Here is a 26,775-nt window from a genome sequence, read left to right as displayed (position 1 = left end):
ATACCGCGCGTGGGCTCGTCCAGCAGCAGCACCTTCATCGGCATCGACAGCCAGCGGCCGAGAATGGCCTTCTGTTGGTTGCCGCCGGACAGGTACATGATTTTCTGTTCGGCGCTCGGCGTCTTGACCTTCATGGCCTTGATTTGCCCGTCGGCGTTGCCCTTTTCCCAGCCATCGCGCAGCAGCCAGCCGAACGCCGAATGCGCGCCACGGGCACTGATGTTGATGTTTTCGGCGACGCTGGACAGCGGAATGATGCCCTCCTTCTTGCGGTCTTCCGGGCACAGCAGTACGCCGGCCGCGATGGCATCGCGCGGTGAGCGCAATTGCAGCGGCTCACCGCACAGCTCCAGATGGCCGGCACTGGCGCGTTCCAGGCCGCTGAGCAGGCGGAACAGTTCCGTGCGCCCTGCCCCCACCAAGCCGAACAGGCCTAGGATTTCGCCTTTGCGCACGTTGAAACTGATCGGCGCGCGCAGGCCGGGACCGAGCAGGCCGTCGACCTTGAGCGCCACTTCGCCGTGCTCGCGCGGGCGATAGTCGTAGATGTCCTGGATATCGCGGCCGACCATGCAGGTCACCAACTGATCGTGGCTCAGCGCGCTCATGTCCTCGAAGGTGCGCACGAAGCGCCCGTCCTTGAATACCGTCACCGCATTGCAGATACGGAACACTTCTTCCATGCGGTGCGAGACATAGAGCACCACTTTGCCCTCATCGCGCAGGCGCGTGATGATCGCCATCAAGCGATCAATCTCACGGGCGGACAGGCTGCTGGTCGGCTCATCGAAGGCAATCACATGGGCGCCACGGGACAACGCTTTGGCGATTTCCACCAGTTGGCGCTGGCCCAGGGACAGGCGCCCGAGCTTTTCCTGGGGATCGATTTCATCGGCCAGGCCCTTGAGGCACGCCAGCGCCTGCTGGCGCAGCACGCCGCGGTTGACCACGCCAAAACGCGACGGCAAATGCCCGAGGAACAGGTTTTCGGCCACGGTCATTTCCGGCACCAGGTGCAGCTCCTGATGGATCACCGCCACGCCGCTGGCAATGCTGTCGGCGGCGTTCTTGAAGACCATGGTTTGCTCGCCGATCTGCACCGTGCCGCTGCTGGGAATATAGGCGCCGCCGAGGATCTTCAGCAGCGTCGATTTACCCGCACCGTTCTCGCCCATCAGGGCGTGCACTTGCCCCGGGTGCGCGGTGAAGCTGATGCCATCGAGCGCCTTGACCCCAGGAAAGGTTTTGCCGATACCGTCAAAACGCAGGGCCGCAGCGGTCATTTCCACAGCCCGATCTTGGTCAGTTCTTCCTGGAAGTTGGCGCGGGTGATCAGGGTCACTTCGTCCATGGCGGTGTATTTGGCGGGCTCTTTACCGGTGGTGACCCACTCGTACATCGCCAGCGCGGTGTTGTAGCCCTCGATATGCGGGCTTGGCAGCATCGAGCCGAAGAAGCCGCTGTCGGCTTTCTTCAATTCGCCGATGGCGTCGGTGCCATTGATGCCGATACCGATGACGTTGGCGGCCTTGAAGCCGGCGCTTTCAGTGGCACGTACGCCACCGAGCACGGTGTTGTCGTTCATGCCGCCGATGATCAGGTTTTTCGCGCCGCTGGGCAGCTTGACCAGGGCCGAGTTGGTGGCGTCCATGCTGCCGGGCACGTCGAGGGTTTTAAGCGCGGCGGTGAGGATATGGTCCTTGGGAATGCCGGCTTCTTCCAGAGATTTGATCGAGCCGTCGGTGCGTTTCTTGCCGGTGTCGAGTTCGTTGAAGGTGTTGATCACCGCGTAGGTGTCCTTCCAGTCCCAGCCGCGTTTTTTCGCTTCGGCGGCCATGGCGGCGCCCTGCTTCTGGCCCACTTCAAACGCCGCCATGCCCAGGTACGGCACGTCTTCCATGAAGTTGCCCTTGGCATCGACGAAGCGGTCGTCCACGGCCATCACTTTGAGGCCGTTGACCTTGGCCTTGGCGACAATCGCCGGGCCGAGGGACACATCCGGCGGGCAGATCACAAAGCCCTTGGCGCCGTTGGCGGCCAGGCTGTCGATGGCCGACAGGGTTTTCTCGCCATCCGGCACGGCGATCTTGATCACGGTGAAACCGTGTTCCTTGCCGGCTTTTTCGGCGAAGGCCCATTCGGTCTGGAACCAGGGTTCTTCGGCCTGTTTGACCAGGAAGCCGATCTTCACTTCTTCAGCGGCCAGCAACAGCCCGCTCAAGCTCATGGCCGAGACCGCCACAGCGGCGCAGCACAGGGAACGCAAACCACGACGACGATTCATACGGGTGACTCCTTGTTGTTGTTTTGTGTTTTTGTGTAGGAGCGAGCTTGCTCGCGAAAAACCTGAGAGCACCGCGTTCATCCAGGATGAACGCGTTATCGTTGACGTTTTTCGCGAGCAAGCTCGCGCCTACAGGGTTTATCCGGCAAAGCGAGTGCAAGGTTTTCCAGGGACATCAACTTCCAGGGCCAGCACTGCACCGTCCAGGGGGTGACCCAAGGGGCTGGCGGCGCTGGTGATATACAGGGTGGTGAGATCCGCTCCACCGAACACGCAACTGGTGGGACGGCTGACCGGCAGTTCGATGATGCGGTCCACCTCACCGTCAGGCGCCAGGCGCAGCAGGCAACTGCCGTCCCAGCGCGCATTCCAGATATAGCCTTCAGTGTCCATGGCCGAGCCGTCGGGCCCGCCGCGTTCGTGCGGGCCGAACCACACCTGTGCGGGTGCCGGCCGGCCATCGGCGTGGATCGAATGCTGATAGAGCGTGCCATCCAGGCTGTCGCCAAAGTGCACCTGGCTACCCTCCTCGTTCCACAGCAAGGTATTGGGAATGCCCAGCCCGCTGAGCAACGGCGTGACCGTCGCATCGGCATCGATGCGAAACAGCCCGCCGGAGCGTCGCGTGATCGGCAGGTCTTCACCCTGCTCGCCAATATTGTTCTGCATGGTGCCCAGCCACAGTCGGCCCTGGGCATCGCAGCGCGCTTCATTGCCACGGTTGCCCGCTTGCGGGTCGGCCACGCACAGCAGGGTCAAGGCTTCGGTGTTCAAGTCCAGCCGGTACACACCGCTGCTCAGGGTCACCAGTGCATCGCCGCTTTCACAGGGAATGAACGCCGAGACGTGCTCGGGTAATTGCCAGACCCGCAACTGCCCGCCCATCAGGCGCAGCGCCTGCCGGGCGGCGATATCCACCCAATAAAGGGCCTGGGACCGCGCATCCCAGAACGGCCCTTCGCCCAACCGGGCACGGTGTGAGGTGACTGCGCTCAATGTCATGAAGCCTCCGGGTGACTTACAGCGATTCGCGAGACGGCGCGCCATCCACCAGCCGCTGGATACGCAGCGGGTTGGCGTTCTTCAGCGCGTCGGGCAGCAAGCTGTCAGGGTAGTTCTGGAAGCACACCGGGCGCAGGAAACGATCGATGGCCAAGGTGCCGACCGAGGTGCCACGGGCATCCGAGGTGGCCGGGTACGGCCCGCCGTGCACCATCGAATCGCAGACTTCCACGCCGGTGGGGTATCCGTTGAGCAGGATGCGTCCGACTTTCTGCTCCAGCAGCGGCGTCAGCTCGGCGAACTGTTGCAGGTCGGCCGGCTCACCAATGATCGTCGCCGTCAACTGCCCGTGCAGGCCGTGCAAGGCGGTGCTGAGCTGGGCCTGGTCGGCGACCTCAACGAACACCGTGGTGGGGCCGAAGACTTCTTCCTGCAGCACTTCGTCGCCGTCGATCAACAGGCGTACATCGGCTTTGAACAGTTGCGGCTGCGCCTGGTTGCCCGATTGCGCGTTGCCGGCCAGGTGTTCAATGCCAGGGTGGGACAGGAGTTTTTCCAGGCCCTTGCCATAGCTGCCCAGGGTGCCGGCGTTGAGCATGGTCTGCGCCGGTTGCTCGCCGATCAGCTGCGCCATTTGTTGGGTGAATGCGCTGAATTCGGGCGAAGCGACGCCGATCACCAGGCCTGGGTTGGTGCAGAACTGACCGCAGCCTTGCACCACCGAAGCGGTCAGGTCGCGGGCCACGCTTTCGGCCCGTGCCTTGAGGGCCTGGGGCAATACAATCACCGGGTTGATGCTCGACATCTCGGCAAATACCGGGATCGGTTGCGGGCGGGCTGCGGCCATGTCGCACAGGGCACGGCCGCCCTTGAGCGAGCCGGTAAAGCCCACGGCCTGGATCGCCGGATGCTTGACCAGCGCTTCGCCGACGCCGCCACCGAAAATCATGTTGAATACACCGGCGGGCATCTCGGTCGCTTGCGCGGCGCGAATGATCGCATCGGCGACCTGTTCAGCCGTCGCCATATGGCCGCTGTGGGCCTTGAACACCACCGGGCAGCCTGCCGCCAACGCCGCCGCGGTATCGCCACCGGCCGTGGAAAATGCCAGGGGGAAGTTGCTGGCGCCGAACACGGCGACCGGGCCGAGGCCGATGCGGTATTGGCGCAGGTCCGGACGCGGCAGCGGCTGGCGATCCGGCAGTGCCTTGTCGATGCGCGCACCGTAGAAATCACCCCGGCGCAACACGTTGGCGAACAGGCGCATCTGGCCGCTGGTGCGCCCACGCTCGCCCTTGATACGCGCAGCCGGCAAGGCGGTTTCGCGGCACACCAACTCAACGAAGTTATCGCTCAGGGCATCCAGTTCGTCGGCGATCGCATCCAGGAACTGCGCGCGCCGCGCCGCACTCAAGGCGCGGTAGGCTGGATACGCCTGGGCGGCGGCCCTGGCGGCGGCGTCGACTTCCTCCGGGGTGGCCTGATAGAAGTCCTGGGGCAAGGCCTGGCCTGTGGTCGCGTCGACGCTTTGCAGCTTGACGCTGCCGTTGGCGCTGCGCTGGCCGCCGATGTAGTTGTGGCCGAGGAACTGGGTCATGGGGCTCTCCTTTAAAGGGTGATGACATTGCCGGGTTCGAATACCGCGTCGCTGCTGCCGACGCTGTTGACCAGCGGCGCGCCGAACTCAGCCTGGCTGATCTCGAACACATCGCCGGCCTGGGTACGTATACCGTCGGCGAATGACAGTGTGGCGGTGCCGAAGAAGTGAATATGCACATCGCCGGGCTTGAGGAACTGGCGGTATTTGAAGTGGTGGTACTCGAGGTTTTCCAGGCTGTGGCACATATTGGCCTCGCCGCTGAGGAATTCGTTCCGCCAGATTTCCTCGCCGTTGCGCAGGATACGGCTGGTGCCCGCCAGGTGCTGGGGCAACTCGCCGACACGCACTTCCGGGCCATAGCTGCAACTGCGCAGTTTGGAATGGGCCAGGTACAGGTAGTTCTTGCGTTCCATGATGTGGTCGGAGAATTCGTTGCCCACCGCAAAGCCCACACGATAGGGCTTGCTGTCCGGGCCGATCACGTAGAGGCCGCCGATTTCCGGCTCTTCACCGGCATCTTCGGCAAACGGTGGTACCGGGAAGGCAGCGCCCGGGCGCACGACGGTGCTGCCGTCGCCCTTGTAGAACCACTCCGGTTGCACGCCCGCCTGGCCGGCCGCCGGCTTGCCGCCCTCCACGCCCCATTTGAAGATGCGCATGGTGTCGGTCAAGGCGGTCTCGTCGCCCGCCTGGTGCATCTTGTCCCGCGCCGAAGCGCTGCCCAGGTGGGTCAGGCCGGTGCCGCTGATGAGCATGTGTGCAGGGTCCGGATGATCCAGCGGCGGCAGGACCTTCAGGTCGGCCAGCAGGCTTGCATAGTCGTGGCTGTCGCCCAGGCCGAGGCTGTTCACCTGTTGTTCCAGGCCCACGCCCGCTTCGATGGCGGCCAGGGCCAACTCGCGCACGCTGCACGCGCTGCGCACCTCACGCAGTTGGCTGCCCTCGACGACGCCGACGCGGCGTTCGCCGTTGCTTGACTCGAACTGAACTAAACGCATGAATTTTCTCCCAGATTAAGGTCGTGTGGCGCCACGGGCGCTGGCGGCGAATTGGTCGACGGGCAGCACATGCTTGCGCTCCAGCACACGGTAGACCACGCCGGTCAAGACCAGCCCGAACACCATCACCGCCGACAGGAAGTACAGGCCCGAAGCCAGGTTGCCGGTGTATTCCTTGAGCGCACCGATCACGAACGGGCCGATGTACCCGCCGAGGTTGCCCACCGAGTTGATCAACGCAATACCCGCCGCCGCACTGGCGCCGGCGAAGAACCGCCCCGGCAAGGTCCAGAACACCGCGGTGCAGGAAAACAGGGCGAATGCGGCCAGGCACAGCGCCGCCATCTGCAGCACGGGCGCACTCAGCCAGGCGCTTGAAAACAGGCCGATGGCGCCCAGTACATAGAGCACGGCGAGGTGGCCGTAACGGTCATTCAGGCGGTCGGAACTGCGCGGGATGATCAGCAGACCGATGATGCCGAAGAGGTAAGGCACGGCGGAGATGAAGCCGGTGGTGAGGTCACTGCCGCCGAACTGTTTGATCAAGGTCGGCAGCCACAGGCCAAGGCCGTAGATGCTCAGGGTCACCGGCAGGTAGAACAGCGCCAGCAGCAACACGCGCTTGTCTTTCAACGCATGCAACGGGTTGCCGTGACGGGTCTGGCCGTAGGCTTGCAGGTCTTTGTTCAACTCACCCGTGAGCCAGGCCTTTTCTTCCTCGCTCATCCACTTGACCTGCTTGGGGCCGTCCGGCAGGTAGCGCAGCACTGGCCAGGTCAGCAGGATCGCCGGGGTGCCGATCACGATAAACAGCCACTGCCAGCCGTGCAGGCCGAGCAGGCCATCCATGCCCAGCAGGCCGCCCGACACCGGGCCGGTGATCATCATGGCGATGGGTTGGGACAGAATGAACAGCCCGAGGATCTTGCCGCGATGGCGCACCGGGAACCATTGGGTGATGTAGTACAGCACGCCCGGGAAGAACCCCGCCTCGGCCGCGCCGAGCAGAAAGCGCATCACGTAGAAGCTGTGCGGCCCCTGCACAAAGGCCATGCCGATGGTGATGGTGCCCCAGGTGATCATGATGCGCGCAAACCAGCGCCGCGCGCCGAAGCGGTCGAGCATCAGGTTGCTGGGAATCTCGAACAGGAAGTAGCCAATGAAGAACAACCCGGCGCCCAGGCCATAGGCCGCATCGCCGATGCCGACGTCGGCGCCCATGTGCAGCTTGGCGAAGCCAACGGCGGAGCGGTCCACATAGGCAATCAGGTACAGCAGGATCAGGAAGGGAATCAGTTTCAGCGTGATGCGCCGAATAAGCCGCAGTTCCTGGCTCATGGGGGTCGATCTCCGATTGTTGTTTTTATAGAAGCTCGGGGGACGCCTCTCGCGAAAATCCGCCAGGGTCATACCTCAGTTGAGAAAGACTATATAGTAGGACTATTTACAAAACAACTCTTCCAAAGCTTGGTTTTTGCGCTTATGTTTAGCTACGGTTAGAACATATAGTCATACAATAAGAGAATCGATCATGTCTGATAAAAAGCCCGGCCTACGCTCCGCCCAGTGGTTTGGTACTGCCGACAAGAACGGCTTCATGTACCGCAGCTGGATGAAGAACCAGGGCATTGCCGACCATCAGTTCCATGGCAAGCCGATCATCGGCATCTGCAACACCTGGTCGGAGCTGACCCCGTGCAACGCGCATTTCCGCCAGATCGCCGAGCACGTCAAACGCGGCGTGATCGAAGCCGGTGGCTTTCCGGTGGAATTTCCGGTGTTCTCCAACGGCGAATCGAACCTGCGCCCTACCGCCATGCTCACGCGCAACCTGGCGAGCATGGACGTGGAAGAAGCGATTCGCGGCAACCCGATCGATGGCGTGGTGCTGCTGACCGGCTGCGACAAAACCACTCCGGCGCTGCTGATGGGCGCCGCCAGTTGTGATGTGCCGGCGATCGTCGTCACCGGCGGGCCGATGCTCAACGGCAAGCACAAGGGCCAGGACATCGGCTCGGGCACGGTGGTGTGGCAGCTCAGCGAACAGGTCAAGGCCGGCACCATCACCCTGGATGATTTCCTCGCGGCCGAAGGCGGCATGTCGCGCTCGGCGGGTACCTGCAACACCATGGGCACCGCGTCGACCATGGCCTGCATGGCCGAAGCGCTGGGCACCTCCCTGCCGCACAACGCGGCGATTCCGGCGGTGGATGCGCGGCGTTATGTGCTGGCGCATATGTCCGGCATGCGCGCGGTGGAGATGGTGCGCGAAGATTTGAAACTGTCGAAGATTCTCACCAAAGAAGCGTTTGAAAACGCGATTCGCGTCAACGCGGCCATCGGCGGCTCGACCAACGCGGTGATTCACCTCAAAGCCATCGCCGGGCGCATCGGCGTCGAGCTCGACCTGGATGACTGGACGCGCATCGGCCGTGGCATGCCGACCATTGTCGATTTGCAGCCGTCGGGGCGCTTCCTGATGGAGGAGTTCTACTACGCCGGTGGCCTGCCCGCCGTGTTGCGCCGTCTCGGTGAAGCCAACCTGATCCCGCACCCGAATGCCTTGACCGTCAACGGCAAGTCGTTGGGCGAAAACACCAAGGACTCGCCGATCTACGGCCAGGATGAGGTGATCCGCACCCTCGACAACCCGATCCGCGCCGACGGCGGCATTTGCGTACTGCGCGGCAACCTGGCGCCACTCGGTGCGGTGCTCAAGCCATCGGCCGCCAGTGCCGAGCTGATGCAGCACCGTGGCCGCGCGGTGGTGTTCGAAAACTTCGACATGTACAAGGCACGCATCAACGACCCGGAGCTGGACGTGGACGCCAACTCGATCCTGGTCATGAAAAACTGCGGGCCCAAGGGTTACCCGGGCATGGCTGAAGTGGGCAACATGGGCCTGCCGGCCAAGTTGCTGGCCCAGGGCGTGACCGACATGGTGCGCATTTCCGATGCGCGCATGAGCGGCACGGCGTACGGCACGGTGGTGTTGCACGTGGCGCCGGAAGCGGCGGCCGGCGGGCCGTTGGCTGCGGTGAAGGAAGGCGACTGGATTGAGCTCGACTGCGCCAACGGCCGCCTGCACCTGGACATCCCCGACGCAGAGCTGGCAGCGCGCATGGCCGACCTGGCGCCACCTGAAAAACTCATCGTCGGCGGCTATCGCCAGCTGTACATCGACCATGTGCTGCAGGCTGACCAGGGCTGCGACTTCGACTTCCTGGTGGGTTGCCGAGGGGCTGAAGTCCCACGGCATTCCCACTAATTGGGATGCTATGATGCCGCGAATCTAAGTCAGAGCCTGCCCGTCGTTATGGATCACCAGCCGCCCAAGCCGCGCAAGAGCCAGCATGCCCAGATCGTTCAAGACCTGGGCATGCACATCGTTTCCGGCCGCTTCAAGCCCGAAGAACGTCTGCCCATGGAGGCCACGCTCTGCGAGGAATACAAGGTCAGCCGTTCGGTGCTCCGCGAGGCGACGCGGGTGCTCAGCGCCAAGGGCCTGGTGTATTCCAAGCCGCGCGTGGGCGCGGTGGTGCGGCCACGCTTGAAATGGCACCTGCTCGACCCGGACGTGCTGTCCTGGTTGATGCAGTCCACGCCCCACAGTGAATTCTTCAATACCCTGGCCGGGGTGCGGCGCATTCTCGAACCGGAGATCGCCGCCATGGCCGCGACCACCGCCACCGATGAAGACATCGCCATCATCGAACACGCCTACCAGGGCATGGAAACCGCCAAGACCCACGAAGAACTGTTGCAGGCCGACCTGGATTTTCACCGTGCGATTGCCGACGCCACGCGCAACGACCTGCTCGCCTACATGTGCAACATGCTGTCGCTGCCGTTGCGTGAATCGATCAACATCACCAACCGCCGCCCGGATATCCAGGGGTTGAGCCTGCCCCGGCACAAGGCGATTCTGACCGCGATAAAAAACCGTGACGCGCTGGGCGCACGGCATGCCTCGCTGGTGCAACTGGATGACACCCGCGTGGCGCTGGATACGGTGATGAATGTGTTGACGCCGTTGTAGCGCGTCCGGGGTGTAAACGGGATCAAATGTGGGAGGGGGCTTGCCCCCGATGGCGGTGGGTCAGCGGCAACAGAGCTGGCTGACATACCGCATCGGGGGCAAGCCCCCTCCCACATTTGGACTGTGTACAGCGTCAGAGGGTGTAGGCGATGCCCACCTGCACCGTGCGCGGCTCGCCCGGGTAGGCGTAGAAGTTCAGGAACGAGCCCTCTTCGTATTCACGGTTGAACAGGTTCTTCACATCCAGGTTGAGCCGCACGTTCTCGTTGACCTTGTAGTAACCGAGCAGGTCGACCACCGTGTAAGCGTCCATGGTGAAGGTGGAATTGGCGGTCTGCCCGGCACGATCAGCCACGTATTTGCCACCGGCGCCAAGGCCCAGGCCCTTGAGTGCGCCATCCTGGAACTCGTACACGTTGAGCAGGCTGAAACTGTTGCGCGGGATGTTGGCCTGACGCGTTCCGGTACGCACCGTCGTGTCCTTGGTAACGGCGGCATCCACATAGGCATAGCCGCCGATCATCCGCCATTCAGGCGTCAGGTTGCCGGCCACGTTCAGGTCGAAACCACGGCTGCGCACCTCGCCGGTCGCGACCTTGAAATCGGCGTTGAGCGGGTCGACACCCTGGACGTTCTTCTTTTCGATCTGGTAGATCGCCGCGTCGACGCTCAGCTGTTTATCCAGCGCTTCCCATTTCACGCCCATCTCATAGGACTTGCCTTTCTCCGGCTCGAACCCGCCACCTTGACGGCTGGCACCGGTGTTCGGCTTGAAGGAGCGGGCGGCATCGGCGTAGAGCGCGACGGTGTCGGTGAGGTCATACATCACGCCGACGCGCGGGGTGACGGCGTTGTCGGCTGCGTTCCAGGGTTTGACGCCCGACACGTAGGATTCGTACTGGTGCTCGAAGCGCTCAAGGCGTGCGCCGGCGAGGACTTTCAAACGCTCGGTCAGCGCCACCTGGTCCTGGACGAAGACCGCATAGGTCTTGAGGTTTTCTTTATCGTGGGTCGGCGTGCGGGTCAACGCCGGACGTGGCTGGCCATAGACCGGGTTGAAGATATCGATCGGGAAAGCAGCGCTGGAACGTTGGATGATCGACTTGTAATCGTAATCTTCGTATTCGATGCCTGTGAGCAAGGTGTGGTCGAGGCCACCGGTGGAGAAATGCCCGGTAAGGTTGAGCTGATAATCCTTGTCGGTCCATTCCAGCTTGCGGTAGTTGAAGTTGCGCTGCAGGGTGCGGCCGTCAGCGCCGAGGCTGCTCGCGTTATTGGCCTCCACGCCATCGCCCTTCATCGTGCCGTCCAGCCACTGGAACCCACCGCCCAGGGTCCAGTTGTCGTTGAGCAGATGCTCGAAGCGCAACTGGGCCGTGTTGTTATCGTTGTGCAGGTCACCGGCGTACTTTTCACCCCAGAAGGTGTCGCGCGACGGCGTGCCGCGCTGGTTGGCAAAGCGGGTCAGGCCGCGATCCAGCGGGTGGTTGTTGCGTATGAAGTCGCCTTCGAAGATCACCTTGGTCTCATCGGTCGCTTGCCAGGTCAGCACCGGGGCCACGCCGTAGCGTTCTGTGGAGACATGGTCGCGGAACGTATCGCCGCCCTCGCCCACCACATTCAGGCGATAGGCCAGGCGGCCTTCTTCATCCAGCGGGCCGGACGCATCCAGGGTGCCGCGCTTCATGCCTTGATCATCCAGTTGGCTGCCCAGTGTGACCGTGCGCTCGGCCAACGGCTGCTTGGACACCACGTTGAAGGTGCCGCCGGGATCGCCCCGGCCGTAGAGCATGGTCGCCGGGCCACGCAACACTTCAAGACGTTCGATCGTGTTGGCGTCGGGCATGGCCGGGTAGCCGCGGTTCACGGGGAAACCGTTGCGATAGAACTCTGCAGTGGTAAAACCGCGCACGGTGAAATTGGTGAGGCCCTGGCCGCCGAAGTTATTCGCCCGGCCCACCCCGCCCGCGTAATCGAGCGCATCTTGCAGACGCGTCGCACCGATGTCCTCGACCACGTCTTTGGAGACCACGGTGATGGACTGCGGTGTTTCATGGATGGATGTATCGGTACGCGTCGCACTGGCTGAACGTGTGGCGTGGTAGCCCTTGACCGGTCCTTGAGCCGTCTCGAAATCCGCCGTGCCGGTCACAGTGGTCGCTTGCAACTCAAGGCTGGTTTTTTCGGTGGGGGCACTATCTGCCCAACTGAACGGGGAAAACGCCTGCAGCACACAGATGGAAATCAGGGTACGACGCATGAATGTTGAACCTAGTGAATGAGCCAGATGGGGCGGCAAACCTGCCAAGAATTCGCCGCGCATCATATATCAATGCATTCTCGTTTGATATCCGTTCTCATTTGTTATTTTTCGTGTATCAGCTTTGTACGAAGTGGCGCGGATTGTCTGATGGATGAAAAACAAATGTGGGAGGGGGCTTGCCCCCGATGGCGGTGTATCAGTCAAAAATATTGAGACTGAGCCACTGCTACCGGGGGCAAGCCCCCTCCCACATTTAGATATGCGCAAAAACGCTTTTTACTGGCCTCAGCGATAGCGCTCCAACCAATGCGCGTAAGGCGCCGGCAAGGTCCAGGACGACTTTTCCACGCCCAGTTCCTTGGCCGCAAAGTACGCCCAATGCGGATCGGCCAGGTGCGCACGGCCCACCGACACCAGGTCAAGATGCCCGGCCTGCAGCGCGCCTTCGGCCAGTTGCGGCGTACCAAAGCCCCACGCCGACGTCACCGGAATACCCGCTTCGCGGCGCACACGTTCGGCGATCGGGCCCAGGAAGGCCGGGCCCCACGGGATGTTGGTGTCGGGAATGGTGAACCCGACGCTGACGCTCAGCAGGTCCAGACCACCGGCCTTGAAACGGCGGGCCAGTTCGATGGACTCGGTGAGGGTCTGCTCATCGCGACCGTCGTATTCGATCACACCGAAGCGTGCGGTAAGCGGCAGGTTTTCCGGCCAGACTTCGCGCACGGCGGCCAGGGTTTCCAGGAGGAAGCGGCTGCGGTTGTCGAAGCTGCCACCGTAGGCGTCGGTGCGCTGGTTGGTGTGTTCGGAAAAAAAGCTCTGGCCCAGGTAGCCATGGGCGAAGTGCAGTTCGATCCACTCAAAACCGGCATCACGGGCGCGACGGGCGGCGTCGACGAAATCCTGCCGGACCCGGGCGATATCGTCCAGGGTCATGGCACGCGGCACCTTGGGCAGGTTCTCGCCGAACGCAATCGCCGACGGAGCGATGGTTTCCCAGCTACGGGGATCGGACGCAGGGATGTGGTCGTCGCCTTCCCATGGACGGTTGGCGCTGGCTTTGCGACCGGCGTGGGCGATCTGGATACCCGGTACGGAGCCCGCCGCCTTGATGGCCTTGACCATGGGCACGAACGCCTGGGCATGGGCATCGCTCCAGATACCGGCGCAGCCTGGGGTGATACGCCCCTCAGGCGAGACGGCGGTGGCCTCGACCACCAGCAGGCCGGCACCGCCACGGGCCATGCTGGCCAAGTGCACGTGGTGCCAGTCATTGACCATGCCGTCGTCGGCCCTGTATTGGCACATCGGTGGGATGGCGATGCGATTGCGCAGGGTAACGTCTTTGAGTTTGAACGGTTCGAATAATGCGGACATCAGATACTCCGAGGGAAAGGTGGTTGATTCGATAGTTCGATGGTAATCGAACTATGGTGTTCAGTGCTACCCCCCTGTTATGATTTGCTCCATGCGCGCATTCAAACACCCTACCCTGCAAGAACTCACGCTGGAGCGTCTGCTTTACGCCCTCAGCGACCCCGTGCGCCTGGAAATCGTGCGCTGCCTGGCCGACGTGCCCGAAGCCACCTGTGGTGAACTGGACGGTGGGCGACCCAAATCCAGCGTGTCCCACCACTTCAGGGTACTGCGCGACGCCGGCCTGGTGAACACGCGCAATGTGGGCACCACCCACATGAACTCATTGCGCCGTGATGAGCTCGAGGAGCGTTTCCCCGGGTTGCTGGCCAGCGTACTGGCCCAGCGCTGAATCACGCCGGCTGCGCTTCAGGCCGCGACGGGCCGCAGCGGCGCGCCATCGAGATGCACACAGTCCTTGCCATTGCGCTTGGCGCCATACAGGTTCTTGTCGGCGATCTTGAGTACCATCGACAGTTCGTCACCTGAGGCAAAGCGCGCCATGCCGGCACTGCACGTATAGTTGTGCGGGGCCGCGACGCTGCAACGGATCGCCTGCAGCAAATCCAGCACAAACTCGCAGGCAAACGCCGGGTCATCGCCCTGCAACAGCACGCCGAACTCTTCCCCGCCGATCCTTCCAAAGCTGAAGCTGCCTTTGGCGTTTTTCAGGCAGAGCGCCATGGCGCGCAGAATCTTGTCCCCAACGTCGTGGCCATACCGGTCGTTCATCGCCTTGAAACTGTCGATATCGAGCATGATGAAATAGCCACCGTGGCCGCTGTCGAGCAGCTTTTCGAAGCTCTGCATGAACGCGCGCCGGTTGAGGATAGACGTCAGGTAATCGGTCTCGGCCAAGGCGCGAAACTCACTTTCCACCAGCAACACCGAACGCAGGTTCTTCAGGTACGAGTAACTGAGGATAAAACCGATCGACACCGACGAGGCGCAAAATATCAACAGATAGCCTTGGGTTGCGGCATACAGCTCGGCCTGCATGGGCGACCACAGGATGAGCCACACCGACAGCGCGCCGACCAGATAGTCCTGAACGCTGATAAACAGGATGGCGCTGCCGACCACCAGGGTGACCGCCAAAGGCAAGCCATAGATACGCAATTGCGGATTCAAGTGAATCACATAGGCAAACCCCACTGACAACAGCACGATGTAGGTCACCCCCAGAAAGCGCCACAGTAGAAAATTAGTCGTCAGCGAATGAACACGGCAAACAAGCAACAGGGCAAGGGTGACACTCAACATATACAGGTCCAACAGCGTTGCCTGCATCCAACCGATACCTGTCCAGGCAATGATGCCTATCCATTCGGCTTGCGTGACCGCAGGCGACAACAACCTGCGCATCCTGGGTCTTAACTTCAAGTGAGCCGGCATCCTTACGCTCCCATTTCAATAGCATGCAGGCCCACCGCAAATGAAAAGGCCATGAACCGCTTTACCAGGCTGACGAAGGGTGGCAGCACTTCCAGGCGGGTCTTGGAGTGCGCTTTGAAATAGCCCTTTTCAACGCCCTCCTGAACCATTCGGATAATGTGGGTCTTGGACACCGAAAGTTGCTTGGCCAAGGCAAGATAAGACGATGACCTGAACGTTGCCCGATCATTTTCCGGCGCAAAGGCGTCGTTATAAATGGCCAGCATCAACAGGTGCCCGGCGTCTCTTTTCACCAGCCAGTAACACTCGGGCAGCAATACATCGACCGTCAGGTCGGCGTCGAGAATGATGGCAAAGCCCCTGAAGTAGAGGGCCAGGAAGCCGCGATCATCCAGCTCGCGCATTTTCCGGAATATCGCCCGGTCAGGGTACAGCCGCGCCAACGACTCGGTAAGCGAGTTCAACATCAAGCGTGCTTCACGGCAGGCTTCATCCGAGGGCGCATACACTCGGAAACGACTGTCTTCCGGGTGCGGCGCCACCTCCATAAAGCCCAGCGCCCGTAATAACAGAAACATTGATTCCAGGCTGTTTTTTGAACAATACCTGCGCGTCACGCACAGGGTTTTAACTTCGGACAACAACGGTAACGGTGTGGCGAAGTACTCACTCAATAACGCAAACGACACCATCAGACGACTGTATTTAAGTGCACTCTTATAGAAAAACGGTCGTCTGGAATAGGGCACGAGCAGCACGTGGTAATGCGCTCTCAAGCACGATTCAAAATCCTTATGACGTTCGATTGCTTGCGCGGTACTCCACATAGCCGACTTCAACGAACTGACATGCATGAAAGAGCCCTGATCATCCAACTTGATTCCTGATCTCAGCTACGAAATCCCTGCAGCCCGGCCCCAAAACAAATCACGTGGTAAACCCTGCGGTTAATGGCTTTTTGCCTCGAACGCAATGTACAGCGATTGCTGCGCAAGACGTCATCAGTACCAAAGTTGTTCCAGTTTCCCCGGTGCCCCCTGCCATCGGCAGTTCGAAGACACTTCCTGTTACATCCACCCTGGCGTCGCGCTAAAACATCCAACCAGGTCTCGTTGGGCGAACCTTCATCCGCCTGCGGCGTCGTAACCTGGCATTGTCGCCAAACGCACGCGCGAGGTTCTCGTTTGAAAGCTGCCCTTCTCAAGAAATACCGCCTGATCATCAAGACCATGGGCTATGTGGGCTGGGCCCTGTTCTGGCTGTTGTTGTGGGATATCGCCGTCACGGTGGATTTCATGCTGTTCCTCAACTCCAAGATCAACCTGCCGCTGATGCCCCTGACCTTGCTGGGTTCGGCGCTGGTGGTGCTGATCAGCTTTCGTAACAGCAGCGCCTACAACCGCTGGTGGGAAGCGCGCACTTTATGGGGCTCGATGGTCAACAACTCGCGCAGTTTCGCGCGCCAGGTGCTGACCCTGCTGGACGACCCCGACAGCGAAGTGAACCCGATCAAATCGACCCTGCTGCGCCGTCATGTGGCCTATGTGAATTGCCTGGCCGCGCACCTCAAGGGCGAGCCCTGCCCGGAGGAAGTGCGCGCGTTCATCCCTGACGAGGAATTCGCGCGCAATGGCGCCACCAACAACTTCGCCAACGACATCCTGACCGGCTCGGCCGCCTTGCTCGCCCGGGAATACAAGGCCGGTCACCTGGACAGCATCCGCCTGGCGCGGCTGGAGTCGACCCTGGTGGACCTGTCCAATGCCCAGGGCGGCATGGAGCGCATCGCCAACACGCCGCTGCCCTACCCCTACGTGTATTTCCCCCGGCTGTTCATTTCGCTGTTCTGCCTGATCGTACCGGTGGGCCTGGTGGAATCCCTCGGCTGGTTCACCCCGTTGGCCTCTACGGTGGTGGGCTTCATGCTGCTGGCGATCGAACGCATCGGCACCGACCTGCAAAGCCCGTTTCGCTCCAGCGAACATCAGATCCAAATGGAAGCCATCTGCGAAACCATCGAGAAAAACCTGCAGTCCATGCGCCGTGACGCCCTGGCCGGCGATCAAATCGGCTGAGTCCCCGCCCTTCCCCCTCAAGTGCCGGCGCCCTCGGTCGATAAACCGAGGGTACGCATGGCCTCGGCCCCATAACAACGCATGCGACGCTTAGCACGACCGTTTCCCCCTTGCCAAAACTATAAATACCCGCGGGTGAAGTCATGAATATCAAGCAGAAGCTGACATGGGCGTTTGCGGCCATCGCGTGCGTGCCGGTCATCCTGGTCGCCGTTATTGTGGTGTTGAATGTGCGCGAAGGCGCCCTTGCCAACTTTCTCGACAGCAGCGGTCGCGAGATCCGCCAGATCGACAATGGCATGAAGCAGTTTTTCGACGGCATCAGCCAGAACGTGGAATTCGTGGCCAAGGACCCGCGCGTTGTTGCGGCCAAGGACCTGAAAAGCTACGCCGGCGCGGATGGGGCGAAAATCCCCCTCACACCGACCAATATCGAGCTGCTGGCGATATTCGACCAGTTCGCCAAAAGCCATCCCAGCACCGCCTACCTGTCCCTGGGCCTGCGCGATGGCGGCTACGCCAGCTGGCCGGACGACACCAAGCTGAACAACTACGACCCACGCGTGCGCCCCTGGTACCAGGCCGGCGTCGCTGCCCCGGGCAAGACCGTGCGCACCGGTGCCTACTACTGGGCGCCGGACGATGTGGTGCTGATCGGTACCGTGCGCGCCGTCGCCGATGCCACGGGCAATATCCTCGGCGTGGTCGGCCTGGACGTGTCGCTCAAGCAACTCACTGAACTGGTACGCACCATCAAGCTGGGCGACAGCGGCTACTTGATGCTGGTGGAAGACAACGGCAACGTGCTGGTAGACCCCAGCGATGCCAAGCACAACTTCAAGCCCCTGGCCGACCTGGGCCCCAACTACGCCGAACTGGCCAAGGGCGGCGACGGCGTGACTCAGGTCGACATCGACGGCGTGGCCTACATGGCCAACGTGGTCAGCTCCAAAGACCTGGGCTGGCGCTTTATCGGCCTGATCAAGCGCGATGAAGTAATGGCCGGCGCCACCCGCCTGACCTGGTTGATCGCGGCCATCGCCGCGGTATTGGCCGTCGTGTTCGCCATTGTCGGCGCCAGTTTTGCCCGCGTGATCGTGCGCCCGATTAGCGGCGTGGCCGACGGCCTGCAGGAAATCGCCGAAGGTGAAGGCGACCTCACGCGCCAGCTCAAGGTGCAGGGCAAGGACGAAACCGCCATCCTCGCCGGCTGGTTCAACCAGTTCCTGGGCATGATTGCCCAACTGGTGCAACGCATCGGCAACGCGTCCTCGGACCTGCAAACCGCCGCCGCCGACACCAGCGAAGTGGCCAGTAACATGAACCAGGCCGCCGGTCGCCAACGCGAAGCGGTGGAACTGGTGAGCACCGCCTTCAACGAGATGGTGGCAACCGCCAATGAAGTGGCCCGTTCCTGCAGCGCCGCTGCGGTGAGTGCCGACGAAGGCTATCGCGACGTACACAACGGCCAGCAGCACATCGGCGAAGCCACCGGCAGCGTGCTCAAGCTCAGCGAAGACTTGCAGAAGTCGACCCAGACCATGCAGTTGCTGGAGCAGGACAGCCAGAACATCAACACCATCCTCGACACCATCCGTTCGATTGCCGAACAGACCAACCTGTTGGCGCTCAACGCCGCGATCGAGGCGGCTCGCGCCGGCGACCAGGGCCGTGGTTTCGCGGTAGTGGCCGACGAAGTCCGCGCCCTGGCTCGACGCACCGCCGACTCCACCGGCGAGATCGACAGCCTGCTGGGCAATCTTGCCCGCCGCACCCAGGAAGTCACCCAACAGATGCAAGGCAGTTTGCTGGTGTCGCACACCAGCGTGGAGCGTATCCAGCAGGCCCGCGACAGCTTCGAAAAGATCCGTGGCTCGGTGGACTCGATTCGCGACCAGAACACCCAGATCGCCACGGCCGCCGAAGAACAGCACCAGGTGGCCGAAGAGATCAACCGGCACATCGCGCAGATCCATGCCGATGCGCAGCTGGTTGAAGAGTTTGCGCATACGGCGCAGACCGGCTCGGGGCGTTTGACCGACATTTCCGGTCAGCTCAACGGTCTGGTGGGCCGCTTCAAGTTCTGACGTCCTCTCCCAAAGCAGGCGGTGAGCCCTTCACCGCCTGATCGCTGCACCCCTTCCCCCCTCAAGCACTGCCAGCGGGCAACTGTAGGAGCGAGCTTGCTCGCGAAAAACTTCAACGATAACGCGTGCTTCCTGAATGAACGCGGCGCCTGTGAGTTTTTCGCGAGCACGCTCGCTCCTACAGCTATTGCGCTTCTCGTATTATGGTATACCATCATACGCAGACCCTCACTTAGACGGAGCAGCCCATGAGTTTCGAAATCCGCAAGATCGTCAGTTATGTAGAAGAGACCTTTATCGAGGGCGGCAAAGCCTCCGACACGCCCGTGAAAATGGTCGGCCTGGCCGTGGTGCTGAAAAACCCCTGGCTGGGTCGTGGTTTCGTCGAAGACCTGAAGCCGGAAATTCGTGCCAACTGCTCCGACCTCGGCGCGCTGATGGTCGAGCGCCTGGTCGCCATCATCGGCGGCGCCGAGAACATCGAGGCCTACGGCAAAGCGGCCGTGGTGGGTGCCGATGGCGAGATCGAACACGCGAGCGCGATCATCCATACCCTGCGCTTCGGCAACCACTACCGTGAAGCGGTCAAGGCCAAGAGCTACCTGAGCTTCACCAACAAGCGCGGCGGCCCGGGCACCTCGATCCAGATTCCGATGATGCACAAGGACGACGAAGGCCTGCGCTCGCACTACATCACCCTGGAAATGCAGATCGAGGACGCGCCGCGCGCCGACGAAATCGTCGTCGTGCTGGGCTGCGCCGATGGCGGTCGCCTGCACCCACGGATCGGCAACCGTTACATCGACCTGGAAGAGCTGGCGGCTGAACAAGCCCAGTAAGCAACACCGGCCATGACAAAAAGCATGCAGGAGCGCTCCATGATTCGGCTCACCGCTGAACGCACCCCGGCCGGCACCAGTTACCTGGCGACCGGCCAAGGCCAGCCTGTGGTTTTGATCCACGGCGTGGGCCTGAACAAAGAAATGTGGGGCGGGCAAGTCGTTGGCCTGGCCACGAAATACCATGTGATCAGCTATGACATGCTCGGCCATGGCGCCAGCCCGCGCCCGGCCGCCGGCACGCCGTTGCTCGGCTATGCGGACCAGTTGCTGGAGCTGCTCGAGCACCTGCAAGTGCCCCAGGCCACGGTGATCGGGTTCTCCATGGGCGGTTTGGTCGCACGGGCGTTTGCCCTGCACTACCCCGACCGCCTCAAAAGCCTGGTGGTGCTCAACAGTGTGTTCAACCGCAGCCCCGAGCAGCGTGCCGGCGTCATCGCGCGCACGGCCCAGGCCGCCGAGCACGGGCCGGATGCGAACGCGCAAGCGGCGCTGTCGCGCTGGTTCAGCCCTGAATACCAGGCGGCCAACCCGGCGCAGATCGCCGCGCTGCGCCAGACCCTGGCGGGCAACGATCCCCAGGGCTACCTCACCACCTACGAGCTGTTTGCGACCCAGGACATGTACCGCGCCGACGACCTCAAGGGCCTGCGCGTGCCCACCCTGGTCGCCACCGGCGAACTGGACCCCGGCTCGACGCCGGAAATGGCCCGGCAACTGGCCGACTGTATTCCCGGCGCCACGGTTGCGGTGCTGGCCGAGCAACGGCATATGATGCCGGTCGAATCACCGCGCCTGGTCAACAGCCTGCTGCTGGGGTTCCTCGACACCGTGTACACCCAAAATAATCCAATAAAGGGGATCGTTGCATGACACTCGCACGCTTCCAGATGTGCATCGGCGGTGAATGGGTCGATGCCCTGTCCGGCAAGACTTTCGACAGCCTCAACCCGGCCCTGGCCGAACCCTGGGCGCAATTGCCCGATGCCGATGAAGCCGACGTGGACCGCGCCGTACAGGCCGCACAAACGGCTTTTGGGAGCCCGGCCTGGCGTGGCCTCAGCGCCACCGCACGGGGCAAACTGCTGCGCCGCCTGGGTGACTTGATCGCCCAGAACACCGAACAACTGGCGCAGTTGGAAAGCCGCGACAATGGCAAGCTGATCCGCGAGACCCGCGGCCAGGTCAGCTACCTGCCGGAGTTCTTCCACTACACCGCAGGCCTGGCCGACAAGCTCGAAGGCGGCACTTTGCCGCTGGACAAGCCGGACCTGTTCGCCTACACGGTCCACGAAGCCATCGGCGTGGTCGCCGCGATCATTCCGTGGAACAGCCCGCTGTACCTGACGGCGATCAAGCTCGCGCCGGCCCTCGCGGCAGGCAATACCATCGTGATCAAGCCCTCGGAACACGCTTCGGCGACTGTCCTGGAACTGGCGCGCCTGGCCCTCGAAGCCGGCATTCCACCGGGCGTGGTCAACGTGGTGACCGGCTACGGCCCAAGTACCGGCGCCGCCCTCACCCGTCACCCACTGGTGCGCAAAATCGCCTTCACCGGCGGCGCGGCCACCGCTCGGCATGTGGTGCGCAGCAGCGCGGAGAACTTCGCCAAGCTGTCGCTGGAGCTGGGTGGCAAGTCACCGAATATCATTTTTGCCGACGCCGACCTCGACAGCGCCATCAACGGTGCGATTGCCGGGATCTTCGCGGCGTCCGGCCAGAGCTGCGTGTCCGGGTCGCGCCTGCTGGTGCAGGATGACATCTACGACGAGTTCGTCGAGCGCCTGGTGCAGCGCGCCGAACGCATCCGCATCGGCAATCCCCTGGACGATGCCAGCGAGATGGGCCCCATGGCCACCGCCCAGCAACTGGCCGTGGTCGAAGGCCTGGTGGCGGATGCCATCGCCGAAGGCGCACGCCTGCGCACCGGTGGCAAGCGCCCGCAGCACCTCGGTGAAGGCTGGTTCTATGAGCCGACGCTGTTCGAGTGCGACGCCAACTCAATGAAAATCATGCAGGAAGAAGTGTTCGGCCCGGTGGCTTCGGTGATCCGTTTCAAGGACGAAGCCCAAGCGCTGGCGATTGCCAACGACTCCCAGTTCGGCCTCGCCGCCGGCATCTGGACCCGCGACCTGGGCCGCGCCCATCGACTGGCCCGCGACGTGCGCTCGGGGATTATCTGGGTCAACACCTACCGCGCCGTCTCGGCCATGGCGCCCATCGGCGGCTTCAAGAACAGCGGCTACGGACGCGAAAGCGGCATCGATTCGGTGCTGGCCTATACCGAGCTGAAGACGGTGTGGATCAACCTGTCCCAGGCGCCCATGCCTGATCCCTTTGTGATGCGTTAAGAGGCCACACCCATGATCGAACCCGGCATTTACAAAGACGTCATGAGCTCGTTTCCTTCGGGCGTCACGGTGGTCACCACCCTCGACCCGGACGGCGGCATCGTCGGCATTACCGCCAGCGCATTCAGTGCGCTGTCGATCGACCCGGCCCTGGTGCTGTTCTGCCCCAACTACGCGTCGGACACCTACCCGATCCTGCGCGACAGCAAACGCTTTGCGATCCACCTGCTGTCCGCCGGCCAGACCGCCGAAGCCTATGCCTTCGCCAGCAAAGGCAAGGAAAAGGCCAAGGGCATCGAGTGGCACCTCAGCGACTTGGGCAACCCGCTGCTGGCCAACGCCACGGCCATCATCGAGTGCGAGTTGTGGCGCGAATACGACGGCGGTGACCACGCGATCATTGTCGGCGCGGTGAAGAACCTGATCCTGCCCACACAGCCGGTCACGCCGATGATCTATCACAAAGGCAAGCTCGGCGCGCTGCCGACCCTGGCCTGAGGAGCACTGAACCATGAGCAACGACAAGTATGAACAAGGCCTGAAAATCCGTACGCAAGTCTTGGGTGAAGCCTACGTACAGCGTTCAATCGACAACGCCGACGACTTCACGCGACCGCTGCAGGAGATGGTCACCGAGTACTGCTGGGGCCATGTGTGGGGCCGGGAGGGTTTGTCGCTTAAAGAACGCAGCATGATAAACTTGGCAATGATTTCGGCCCTCAATCGGCCTCACGAACTCAAGCTGCACGTGCGCGGCGCCTTGCGCAACGGGCTGAGTCGTGAACAAATACGCGAAATTCTGCTTCAGGTCGGCATTTACTGCGGGGTTCCCGCCGCCGTGGACAGCTTCAGGCTGGCCCGTGAAGCCTTCGCCGAAGCCGATGCCGAGGCCTCCAGTTAACCGCCACATTCAGAGCAAACCCCATGAAACGCGCGCCCCTCGACGACAGCTTCAAGGTCAATCACAACCCGATCACCCTGCGCGAAATCGTGCTGGAGAAACTGCGCAGCGCCATCATGAATTTCCAGCTGCTGCCCGGTGACCGCCTGGTGGAGCGCGACCTGTGCGACCGCCTTGGCGTCAGCCGCACGTCGGTGCGCGAAGCCTTGCGCCACCTGGAATCCGAAGGCCTGGTGGAATTCGCCGATGCCAAGGGCCCGCAGGTGGCGATCATCACCCTGGCCGATGCCGTCGATATCTATGAACTGCGCTGCGTGCTCGAAGGCTTGATCGTGCAGCTGTTCACCCTGCGCGCCAAGGCCAAGGACATCAAGGCCCTGGAAAAAGCCCTGGAGGAAAACCGCAAGGCCCTCAAGGAAGGCGAACTGCAGCAAGTGATCGACTCCGTGCAGGGCTTTTACGATGTGTTGCTCGAAGGCTGCGGCAACCACGTGGCCGCCACTCAGTTGCGCCAGTTGCAGGCGCGTATCAGCTATCTGCGCGCGACGTCGGTGTCCCAGCAGAACCGGCGTGGCGCCAGCAACCAGGAAATGGAGCGCATGGTCCAGGCGATCAAGAGCGGCGACCCCCTCGCCGCCCACCAGGCCTGCGTCGATCACGTACGTGCCGCGGCAGCCGTGGCCCTGGATTACCTCAAGCGCAAACAGGAAGAAACCGGCAAGCTCCCCGAGATCACCCTGCCCATCGCGCTCAAAGAACCGCGCATAGGTCACTGACCGTGCCCGGCCCCAGCTTCTGCCCGACCTGCGGCGGCCATGACCTCGGTCACCAACTGCCACCGGGCGACACCCACGAGCGCCTGATGTGCCGGGGCTGCGGCTACATCCACTACATCAACCCCAAGATCATCGCCGGCTGCATCATCGAGCAGGACGGCAAATACCTGCTGTGCCAGCGCGCAATCCCCCCGCGCCCCGGCACCTGGACGCTGCCGGCGGGCTTCATGGAAGGGGGCGAAACCACCGAAGAAGCGGCGTTGCGCGAAGTCTGGGAAGAGACCGGCGTGCGCGCCGAAATCGTGTCGCCCTACTCGATTTTCAGCGTGCCGAAGATCAGCGAGGTGTACATCATCTTCCGCGCCATCGCGCTGGAGATCACCGGCCAGTTCGGCCCGGAAACCCTGGCCTACACCTTCTTCGCCCCCGAGGACATCCCCTGGGACAGCATCTACTACCCGGCGATCCGGCAGATTCTGGAGCGCTATATCGAAGAGCGCCAGGCGGGGGTGTATGGCATTTACATGGGGAATGATGACAGCGGCAAGATTCACTTCATACGCTGATCTTTGGGCCAAACCTTGTCTCAACTCGGCAGGGGCGGTGCGGCGATTCGTTTTGCTTTCGATAACGGCATCAAAAAAAGAGATCACCGCCCTACGCTATACCGGAGCCGCTTTAGGGACTTTCAATGTGCGCCTGGCGATGAAAATTGCCAGCAACGCCAAACTGAAGGTTACCCAGGCCATCAAACTTATACCCCCTTCAAATGCTCGTGTGGCGTTGTACATCACCTCGTCGCCTTGACTTCCAGTCAATGTTGCCGATATCGCGTGGGCACCTGCCAGTGTTTCACTGGCCAGGTGCATTTGCAGCGGTGTCAGGAAGTCCGGCAACTGTAGCGTGCTGCGGTAGGTCGCAGTGACAACGCCGCCGAGTACGGTGGTACCGAGTACGACGCCCACTTCATAGGCGGTCTCGCTGATGGCTGAAGCCGCTCCAGCTTTGGTGGAGGGCACGGCCGATAAAATCACGTCGTTAGATACCGTAGCGATGGCGCCAACTCCGATGTTCAACAACGCAAATGCCATCACCAATATCGTCAGGCTGCTACCAATGCCGGCAACCAGCAAAAAGGCTGCAGCAGTAAAAGCCAACAAAATTGGAATCAAAACAATGACCGATACTCGCTGGGCGACCGGTACTATCACCAGGCCCACGACGATAGCCATCACCTGGCCTGGTATCAGCGCCAGGCTGGCGCTGAGGGGAGACATCCGCAGGGCGATTTGCAGAAACTGAGTGGAAAAAAACACAAAACCGATCAGAAACGCCAGACTCATCAGGTTGATGGTCACCGCCCCACTGAACATCTTGTTGCGAAACAGGCCCAGGTCCATCAATGGTGTTGGCAAGCGCAGTTGCCTGCGCACGAATAACCAGCCGATGACGAGAGCGACACTGAAGGCCACCAGTGCCCACACATCCGGACCAACACTGGCGACGTGCTTGATGCTGTAAACCAGCGCACCGAGGGCCACCATCGATTGCACAATACTTACGGCATCCATTGCTCCCGACGCATCCGGTTCAGACTCGGGTAACAGCAAAGGCCCGAGGATCAATAATGGCACCAGCACCGGCACCGCCAGCAGAAAAATCGATCCCCAACTGAAAAACTCCAGCAGCACGCCGCCGATCAAAGGCCCAAGTGCAGAACCGACCGTCAAGGTCGTTGCCCAAATAGCCACCGCAAGCCGCCGCTCTTCCCGGTCTTCGAAGAGTGAGCGGATCAACGCTAATGTTGAAGGCATCAACATGGCGCCGAAGATCCCCATGCAGGCGCGCCCGGCGATCAATTGCGCGGCACTAACGGAGTAAGCCGTCATGGCGGACACTACGCAAAATCCCAATGAGCCGATCAGCAGCAGTTTTCGATGACCTTTGCGATCACCCAGGCTACCCATGGAAATGAGCAATCCCGCCAGCACCAACGAATAGGCGTCAATCATCCATAGCTGCTGGCTGGCGCTGGGCCGCAAGGCTTGAGCGATTTTCGGCAGGGCAAAACCGAGTACAGTGTTATCCACGGTCACGAGCAGAACCGGTAGCATCAATATCGCTAACGCTATCCACCGGTTGGAGCGTGGTTGCTGCCTTACATCTTCCGCCGTCAATGACATCATCGGCTCCTTATAAAATAATCATAAAACCGTCCCCCTGTAGGAGCCTGCTGAGCTTTTTATAATTTGTAAGGCGGTGAGACCATCAAGTGTTTGTTTCACATTGTATTGCTGTTACAAACCCACATAAATTCAAAACAAATTCTGAGTTTTCTGTAAGAACTTACCCATCTTAATTCTCCTCGCGCATAAAAAGCGGCTGAGCGAATTCAATTCGCTCTCTTACTGTGCAAGGGCCTCTTGCCTCTGAATCGGCATACACCTGGCAGACCTAGGGCGCCAGCCCTTCCACAATAATGATCTGCGCCTCCCCCACCCCCGCTCTGTGCCCCTTCGCCGCCTGATATTCGGCAGACTCATAGCACGCCACCGCCTGCTCATAGCTCTCAAACTCAATCACCACATTACGCTGCCGTGCCGGCCCACCTTCCAGCGCCTGACTGCGCCCACCCCTGGCCAGGAAGCGTCCGCCGAATTTCGCAAACGCCGCCGGGGCGCGCTGGGTGTACTGGGTGTATTGCTCTGCATCGGACACGTCCACATGGGCAATCCAATAGGCCTTCATC

At 61.7% G+C, this 26,775-nt stretch carries 23 protein-coding genes and 2 pseudogenes; 13 read left to right on the top strand and 12 right to left on the bottom strand.

Features of this window, described 5'->3' with window-relative positions; all coding sequences use genetic code 11:
• From araG to BFP93_RS03955, 6 genes are all read right to left on the bottom strand, one after another.
• On the bottom strand, nt 1-1,283 hold a 1,283-nt coding region (gene araG, locus BFP93_RS03980; protein WP_065892039.1), incomplete at its 3' end, for an L-arabinose ABC transporter ATP-binding protein AraG.
• Nucleotides 1,280-2,284: a substrate-binding domain-containing protein gene (locus tag BFP93_RS03975; RefSeq protein ID WP_065883611.1), complete on the bottom strand. Its 1,005-nt coding sequence runs from the start codon at nt 2,282-2,284 to the stop codon at nt 1,280-1,282. The genes BFP93_RS03975 and araG, both read right to left, overlap by 4 nt.
• A gap of 138 nt (nt 2,285-2,422) precedes the next feature.
• A complete protein-coding gene (locus tag BFP93_RS03970; protein WP_065892036.1) occupies nt 2,423-3,286 on the bottom strand; it encodes an SMP-30/gluconolactonase/LRE family protein in 864 nt (287 codons plus the stop codon).
• 16 nt (nt 3,287-3,302) lie between these two features.
• Entirely contained in the window at nt 3,303-4,883 is a 1,581-nt protein-coding gene (locus BFP93_RS03965) for an aldehyde dehydrogenase (NADP(+)) (protein ID WP_065892033.1), read from the bottom strand.
• A gap of 11 nt (nt 4,884-4,894) precedes the next feature.
• Nucleotides 4,895-5,884 (bottom strand): AraD1 family protein, encoded by a 990-nt coding sequence (araD1, locus tag BFP93_RS03960; protein WP_065892031.1) that lies wholly within the window; start codon nt 5,882-5,884, stop codon nt 4,895-4,897.
• Nucleotides 5,885-5,899: 15 nt separating this feature from the next.
• Nucleotides 5,900-7,222, bottom strand: coding sequence for an MFS transporter (locus BFP93_RS03955; protein ID WP_065892029.1), 1,323 nt, complete (start codon nt 7,220-7,222; stop codon nt 5,900-5,902).
• A gap of 193 nt (nt 7,223-7,415) precedes the next feature.
• Between BFP93_RS03955 and BFP93_RS03950 the strand changes: the two genes are divergently transcribed.
• Both BFP93_RS03950 and BFP93_RS03945 read left to right on the top strand, forming a co-directional pair.
• The gene (locus BFP93_RS03950; protein WP_003173349.1) at nt 7,416-9,152 is read left to right on the top strand and encodes an IlvD/Edd family dehydratase; all 1,737 of its coding nucleotides are present in this window, start codon (nt 7,416-7,418) and stop codon (nt 9,150-9,152) included.
• 48 nt (nt 9,153-9,200) lie between these two features.
• Entirely contained in the window at nt 9,201-9,923 is a 723-nt protein-coding gene (locus BFP93_RS03945; RefSeq protein ID WP_065892027.1) for a FadR/GntR family transcriptional regulator, read from the top strand.
• A gap of 133 nt (nt 9,924-10,056) precedes the next feature.
• On the opposite strand, the gene BFP93_RS03940 is transcribed toward BFP93_RS03945, so the two are convergent.
• Both BFP93_RS03940 and BFP93_RS03935 read right to left on the bottom strand, forming a co-directional pair.
• The gene (locus BFP93_RS03940; protein ID WP_065892023.1) at nt 10,057-12,183 is read right to left on the bottom strand and encodes a TonB-dependent siderophore receptor; all 2,127 of its coding nucleotides are present in this window, start codon (nt 12,181-12,183) and stop codon (nt 10,057-10,059) included.
• Nucleotides 12,184-12,471: 288 nt separating this feature from the next.
• Nucleotides 12,472-13,563, bottom strand: coding sequence for an NADH:flavin oxidoreductase/NADH oxidase (locus BFP93_RS03935; RefSeq protein WP_065892021.1), 1,092 nt, complete (start codon nt 13,561-13,563; stop codon nt 12,472-12,474).
• Between the two features lie 91 nt (nt 13,564-13,654).
• On the opposite strand from BFP93_RS03935, the gene BFP93_RS03930 reads away from it, so the two are divergent.
• The gene (locus tag BFP93_RS03930) at nt 13,655-13,954 is read left to right on the top strand and encodes an ArsR/SmtB family transcription factor (protein WP_065883595.1); all 300 of its coding nucleotides are present in this window, start codon (nt 13,655-13,657) and stop codon (nt 13,952-13,954) included.
• 17 nt (nt 13,955-13,971) lie between these two features.
• On the opposite strand, the gene BFP93_RS03925 is transcribed toward BFP93_RS03930, so the two are convergent.
• Nucleotides 13,972-14,997, bottom strand: coding sequence for a GGDEF domain-containing protein (locus tag BFP93_RS03925; protein ID WP_065892019.1), 1,026 nt, complete (start codon nt 14,995-14,997; stop codon nt 13,972-13,974).
• A 2-nt stretch (nt 14,998-14,999) separates the two neighbouring features.
• A complete protein-coding gene (locus BFP93_RS03920; protein WP_170875999.1) occupies nt 15,000-15,851 on the bottom strand; it encodes a hypothetical protein in 852 nt (283 codons plus the stop codon).
• Between the two features lie 330 nt (nt 15,852-16,181).
• Here BFP93_RS03920 and BFP93_RS03915 point away from each other — a divergent pair, with 330 nt between their 5' ends.
• The 10 genes and pseudogenes from BFP93_RS03915 (at nt 16,182) to BFP93_RS03875 (ending at nt 24,592) form a co-directional block, all read left to right on the top strand.
• A complete protein-coding gene (locus BFP93_RS03915; RefSeq protein ID WP_057721971.1) occupies nt 16,182-17,072 on the top strand; it encodes a bestrophin family protein in 891 nt (296 codons plus the stop codon).
• A 143-nt stretch (nt 17,073-17,215) separates the two neighbouring features.
• Nucleotides 17,216-18,298, top strand: a pseudogene (locus BFP93_RS29575) (cache domain-containing protein); the annotation flags it as partial.
• A gap of 345 nt (nt 18,299-18,643) precedes the next feature.
• Nucleotides 18,644-19,159 (top strand): annotated as a pseudogene (locus tag BFP93_RS29570) (methyl-accepting chemotaxis protein); the annotation flags it as partial.
• A 248-nt stretch (nt 19,160-19,407) separates the two neighbouring features.
• Nucleotides 19,408-19,998: an amino acid synthesis family protein gene (locus BFP93_RS03905; protein WP_065883587.1), complete on the top strand. Its 591-nt coding sequence runs from the start codon at nt 19,408-19,410 to the stop codon at nt 19,996-19,998.
• Between the two features lie 39 nt (nt 19,999-20,037).
• A complete protein-coding gene (locus tag BFP93_RS03900; RefSeq protein ID WP_065892013.1) occupies nt 20,038-20,871 on the top strand; it encodes an alpha/beta fold hydrolase in 834 nt (277 codons plus the stop codon).
• On the top strand, nt 20,868-22,349 hold the full coding sequence (locus tag BFP93_RS03895) for an aldehyde dehydrogenase (RefSeq protein ID WP_065892010.1): 1,482 nt from the start codon (nt 20,868-20,870) through the stop codon (nt 22,347-22,349). The genes BFP93_RS03900 and BFP93_RS03895 overlap by 4 nt, the downstream gene beginning before the upstream one ends.
• Before the next feature lie 12 nt (nt 22,350-22,361).
• On the top strand, nt 22,362-22,847 hold the full coding sequence (locus BFP93_RS03890) for a flavin reductase family protein (RefSeq protein WP_065883582.1): 486 nt from the start codon (nt 22,362-22,364) through the stop codon (nt 22,845-22,847).
• Between the two features lie 13 nt (nt 22,848-22,860).
• A complete protein-coding gene (locus tag BFP93_RS03885; RefSeq protein ID WP_065883580.1) occupies nt 22,861-23,250 on the top strand; it encodes a carboxymuconolactone decarboxylase family protein in 390 nt (129 codons plus the stop codon).
• 23 nt (nt 23,251-23,273) lie between these two features.
• Nucleotides 23,274-24,026: a GntR family transcriptional regulator gene (locus tag BFP93_RS03880; RefSeq protein ID WP_065892008.1), complete on the top strand. Its 753-nt coding sequence runs from the start codon at nt 23,274-23,276 to the stop codon at nt 24,024-24,026.
• A 2-nt stretch (nt 24,027-24,028) separates the two neighbouring features.
• A complete protein-coding gene (locus BFP93_RS03875; RefSeq protein ID WP_065892007.1) occupies nt 24,029-24,592 on the top strand; it encodes an NUDIX hydrolase in 564 nt (187 codons plus the stop codon).
• Nucleotides 24,593-24,688: 96 nt separating this feature from the next.
• Here BFP93_RS03875 and BFP93_RS03870 read toward each other — a convergent pair whose 3' ends face one another.
• Nucleotides 24,689-26,209 (bottom strand): MFS transporter, encoded by a 1,521-nt coding sequence (locus BFP93_RS03870; RefSeq protein ID WP_065892005.1) that lies wholly within the window; start codon nt 26,207-26,209, stop codon nt 24,689-24,691.
• Nucleotides 26,210-26,480: 271 nt separating this feature from the next.
• Nucleotides 26,481-26,774, bottom strand: a complete 294-nt coding sequence (locus BFP93_RS03865) for a DUF1330 domain-containing protein (RefSeq protein ID WP_065892003.1) — start codon at nt 26,772-26,774, stop codon at nt 26,481-26,483.
• Nucleotide 26,775 lies beyond the last annotated feature (1 nt).

This window comes from Pseudomonas sp. 44 R 15, from assembly GCF_900004965.1.
Classification (GTDB): Bacteria; Pseudomonadota; Gammaproteobacteria; order Pseudomonadales; family Pseudomonadaceae; genus Aquipseudomonas; species Aquipseudomonas orientalis_A.
The sequence above is the reverse complement of the archived record's forward strand: the minus strand, read 5'-3'. Positions and strand labels throughout refer to the sequence as shown.

Bases quoted from the DNA above. Each gene is read 5' to 3' on its own strand.
- BFP93_RS03975 (WP_065883611.1), bottom strand. From the start codon at position 2,284: ATGAATCGTCGTCGTGGTTTGCGTTCCCTGTGCTGCGCCGCTGTGGCG.
- BFP93_RS03970 (WP_065892036.1), bottom strand. From the start codon at position 3,286: ATGACATTGAGCGCAGTCACCTCACACCGTGCCCGGTTGGGCGAAGGG.
- BFP93_RS03965 (WP_065892033.1), bottom strand. From the start codon at position 4,883: ATGACCCAGTTCCTCGGCCACAACTACATCGGCGGCCAGCGCAGCGCC.
- araD1 (WP_065892031.1), bottom strand. From the start codon at position 5,884: ATGCGTTTAGTTCAGTTCGAGTCAAGCAACGGCGAACGCCGCGTCGGC.
- BFP93_RS03955 (WP_065892029.1), bottom strand. From the start codon at position 7,222: ATGAGCCAGGAACTGCGGCTTATTCGGCGCATCACGCTGAAACTGATT.
- BFP93_RS03950 (WP_003173349.1), top strand. From the start codon at position 7,416: ATGTCTGATAAAAAGCCCGGCCTACGCTCCGCCCAGTGGTTTGGTACT.
- BFP93_RS03945 (WP_065892027.1), top strand. From the start codon at position 9,201: ATGGATCACCAGCCGCCCAAGCCGCGCAAGAGCCAGCATGCCCAGATC.
- BFP93_RS03940 (WP_065892023.1), bottom strand. From the start codon at position 12,183: ATGCGTCGTACCCTGATTTCCATCTGTGTGCTGCAGGCGTTTTCCCCG.
- BFP93_RS03935 (WP_065892021.1), bottom strand. From the start codon at position 13,563: ATGTCCGCATTATTCGAACCGTTCAAACTCAAAGACGTTACCCTGCGC.
- BFP93_RS03930 (WP_065883595.1), top strand. From the start codon at position 13,655: ATGCGCGCATTCAAACACCCTACCCTGCAAGAACTCACGCTGGAGCGT.
- BFP93_RS03925 (WP_065892019.1), bottom strand. From the start codon at position 14,997: ATGCCGGCTCACTTGAAGTTAAGACCCAGGATGCGCAGGTTGTTGTCG.
- BFP93_RS03920 (WP_170875999.1), bottom strand. From the start codon at position 15,851: ATGCATGTCAGTTCGTTGAAGTCGGCTATGTGGAGTACCGCGCAAGCA.
- BFP93_RS03905 (WP_065883587.1), top strand. From the start codon at position 19,408: ATGAGTTTCGAAATCCGCAAGATCGTCAGTTATGTAGAAGAGACCTTT.
- BFP93_RS03900 (WP_065892013.1), top strand. From the start codon at position 20,038: ATGATTCGGCTCACCGCTGAACGCACCCCGGCCGGCACCAGTTACCTG.
- BFP93_RS03895 (WP_065892010.1), top strand. From the start codon at position 20,868: ATGACACTCGCACGCTTCCAGATGTGCATCGGCGGTGAATGGGTCGAT.
- BFP93_RS03890 (WP_065883582.1), top strand. From the start codon at position 22,362: ATGATCGAACCCGGCATTTACAAAGACGTCATGAGCTCGTTTCCTTCG.
- BFP93_RS03885 (WP_065883580.1), top strand. From the start codon at position 22,861: ATGAGCAACGACAAGTATGAACAAGGCCTGAAAATCCGTACGCAAGTC.
- BFP93_RS03880 (WP_065892008.1), top strand. From the start codon at position 23,274: ATGAAACGCGCGCCCCTCGACGACAGCTTCAAGGTCAATCACAACCCG.
- BFP93_RS03870 (WP_065892005.1), bottom strand. From the start codon at position 26,209: ATGTCATTGACGGCGGAAGATGTAAGGCAGCAACCACGCTCCAACCGG.
- BFP93_RS03865 (WP_065892003.1), bottom strand. From the start codon at position 26,774: ATGAAGGCCTATTGGATTGCCCATGTGGACGTGTCCGATGCAGAGCAA.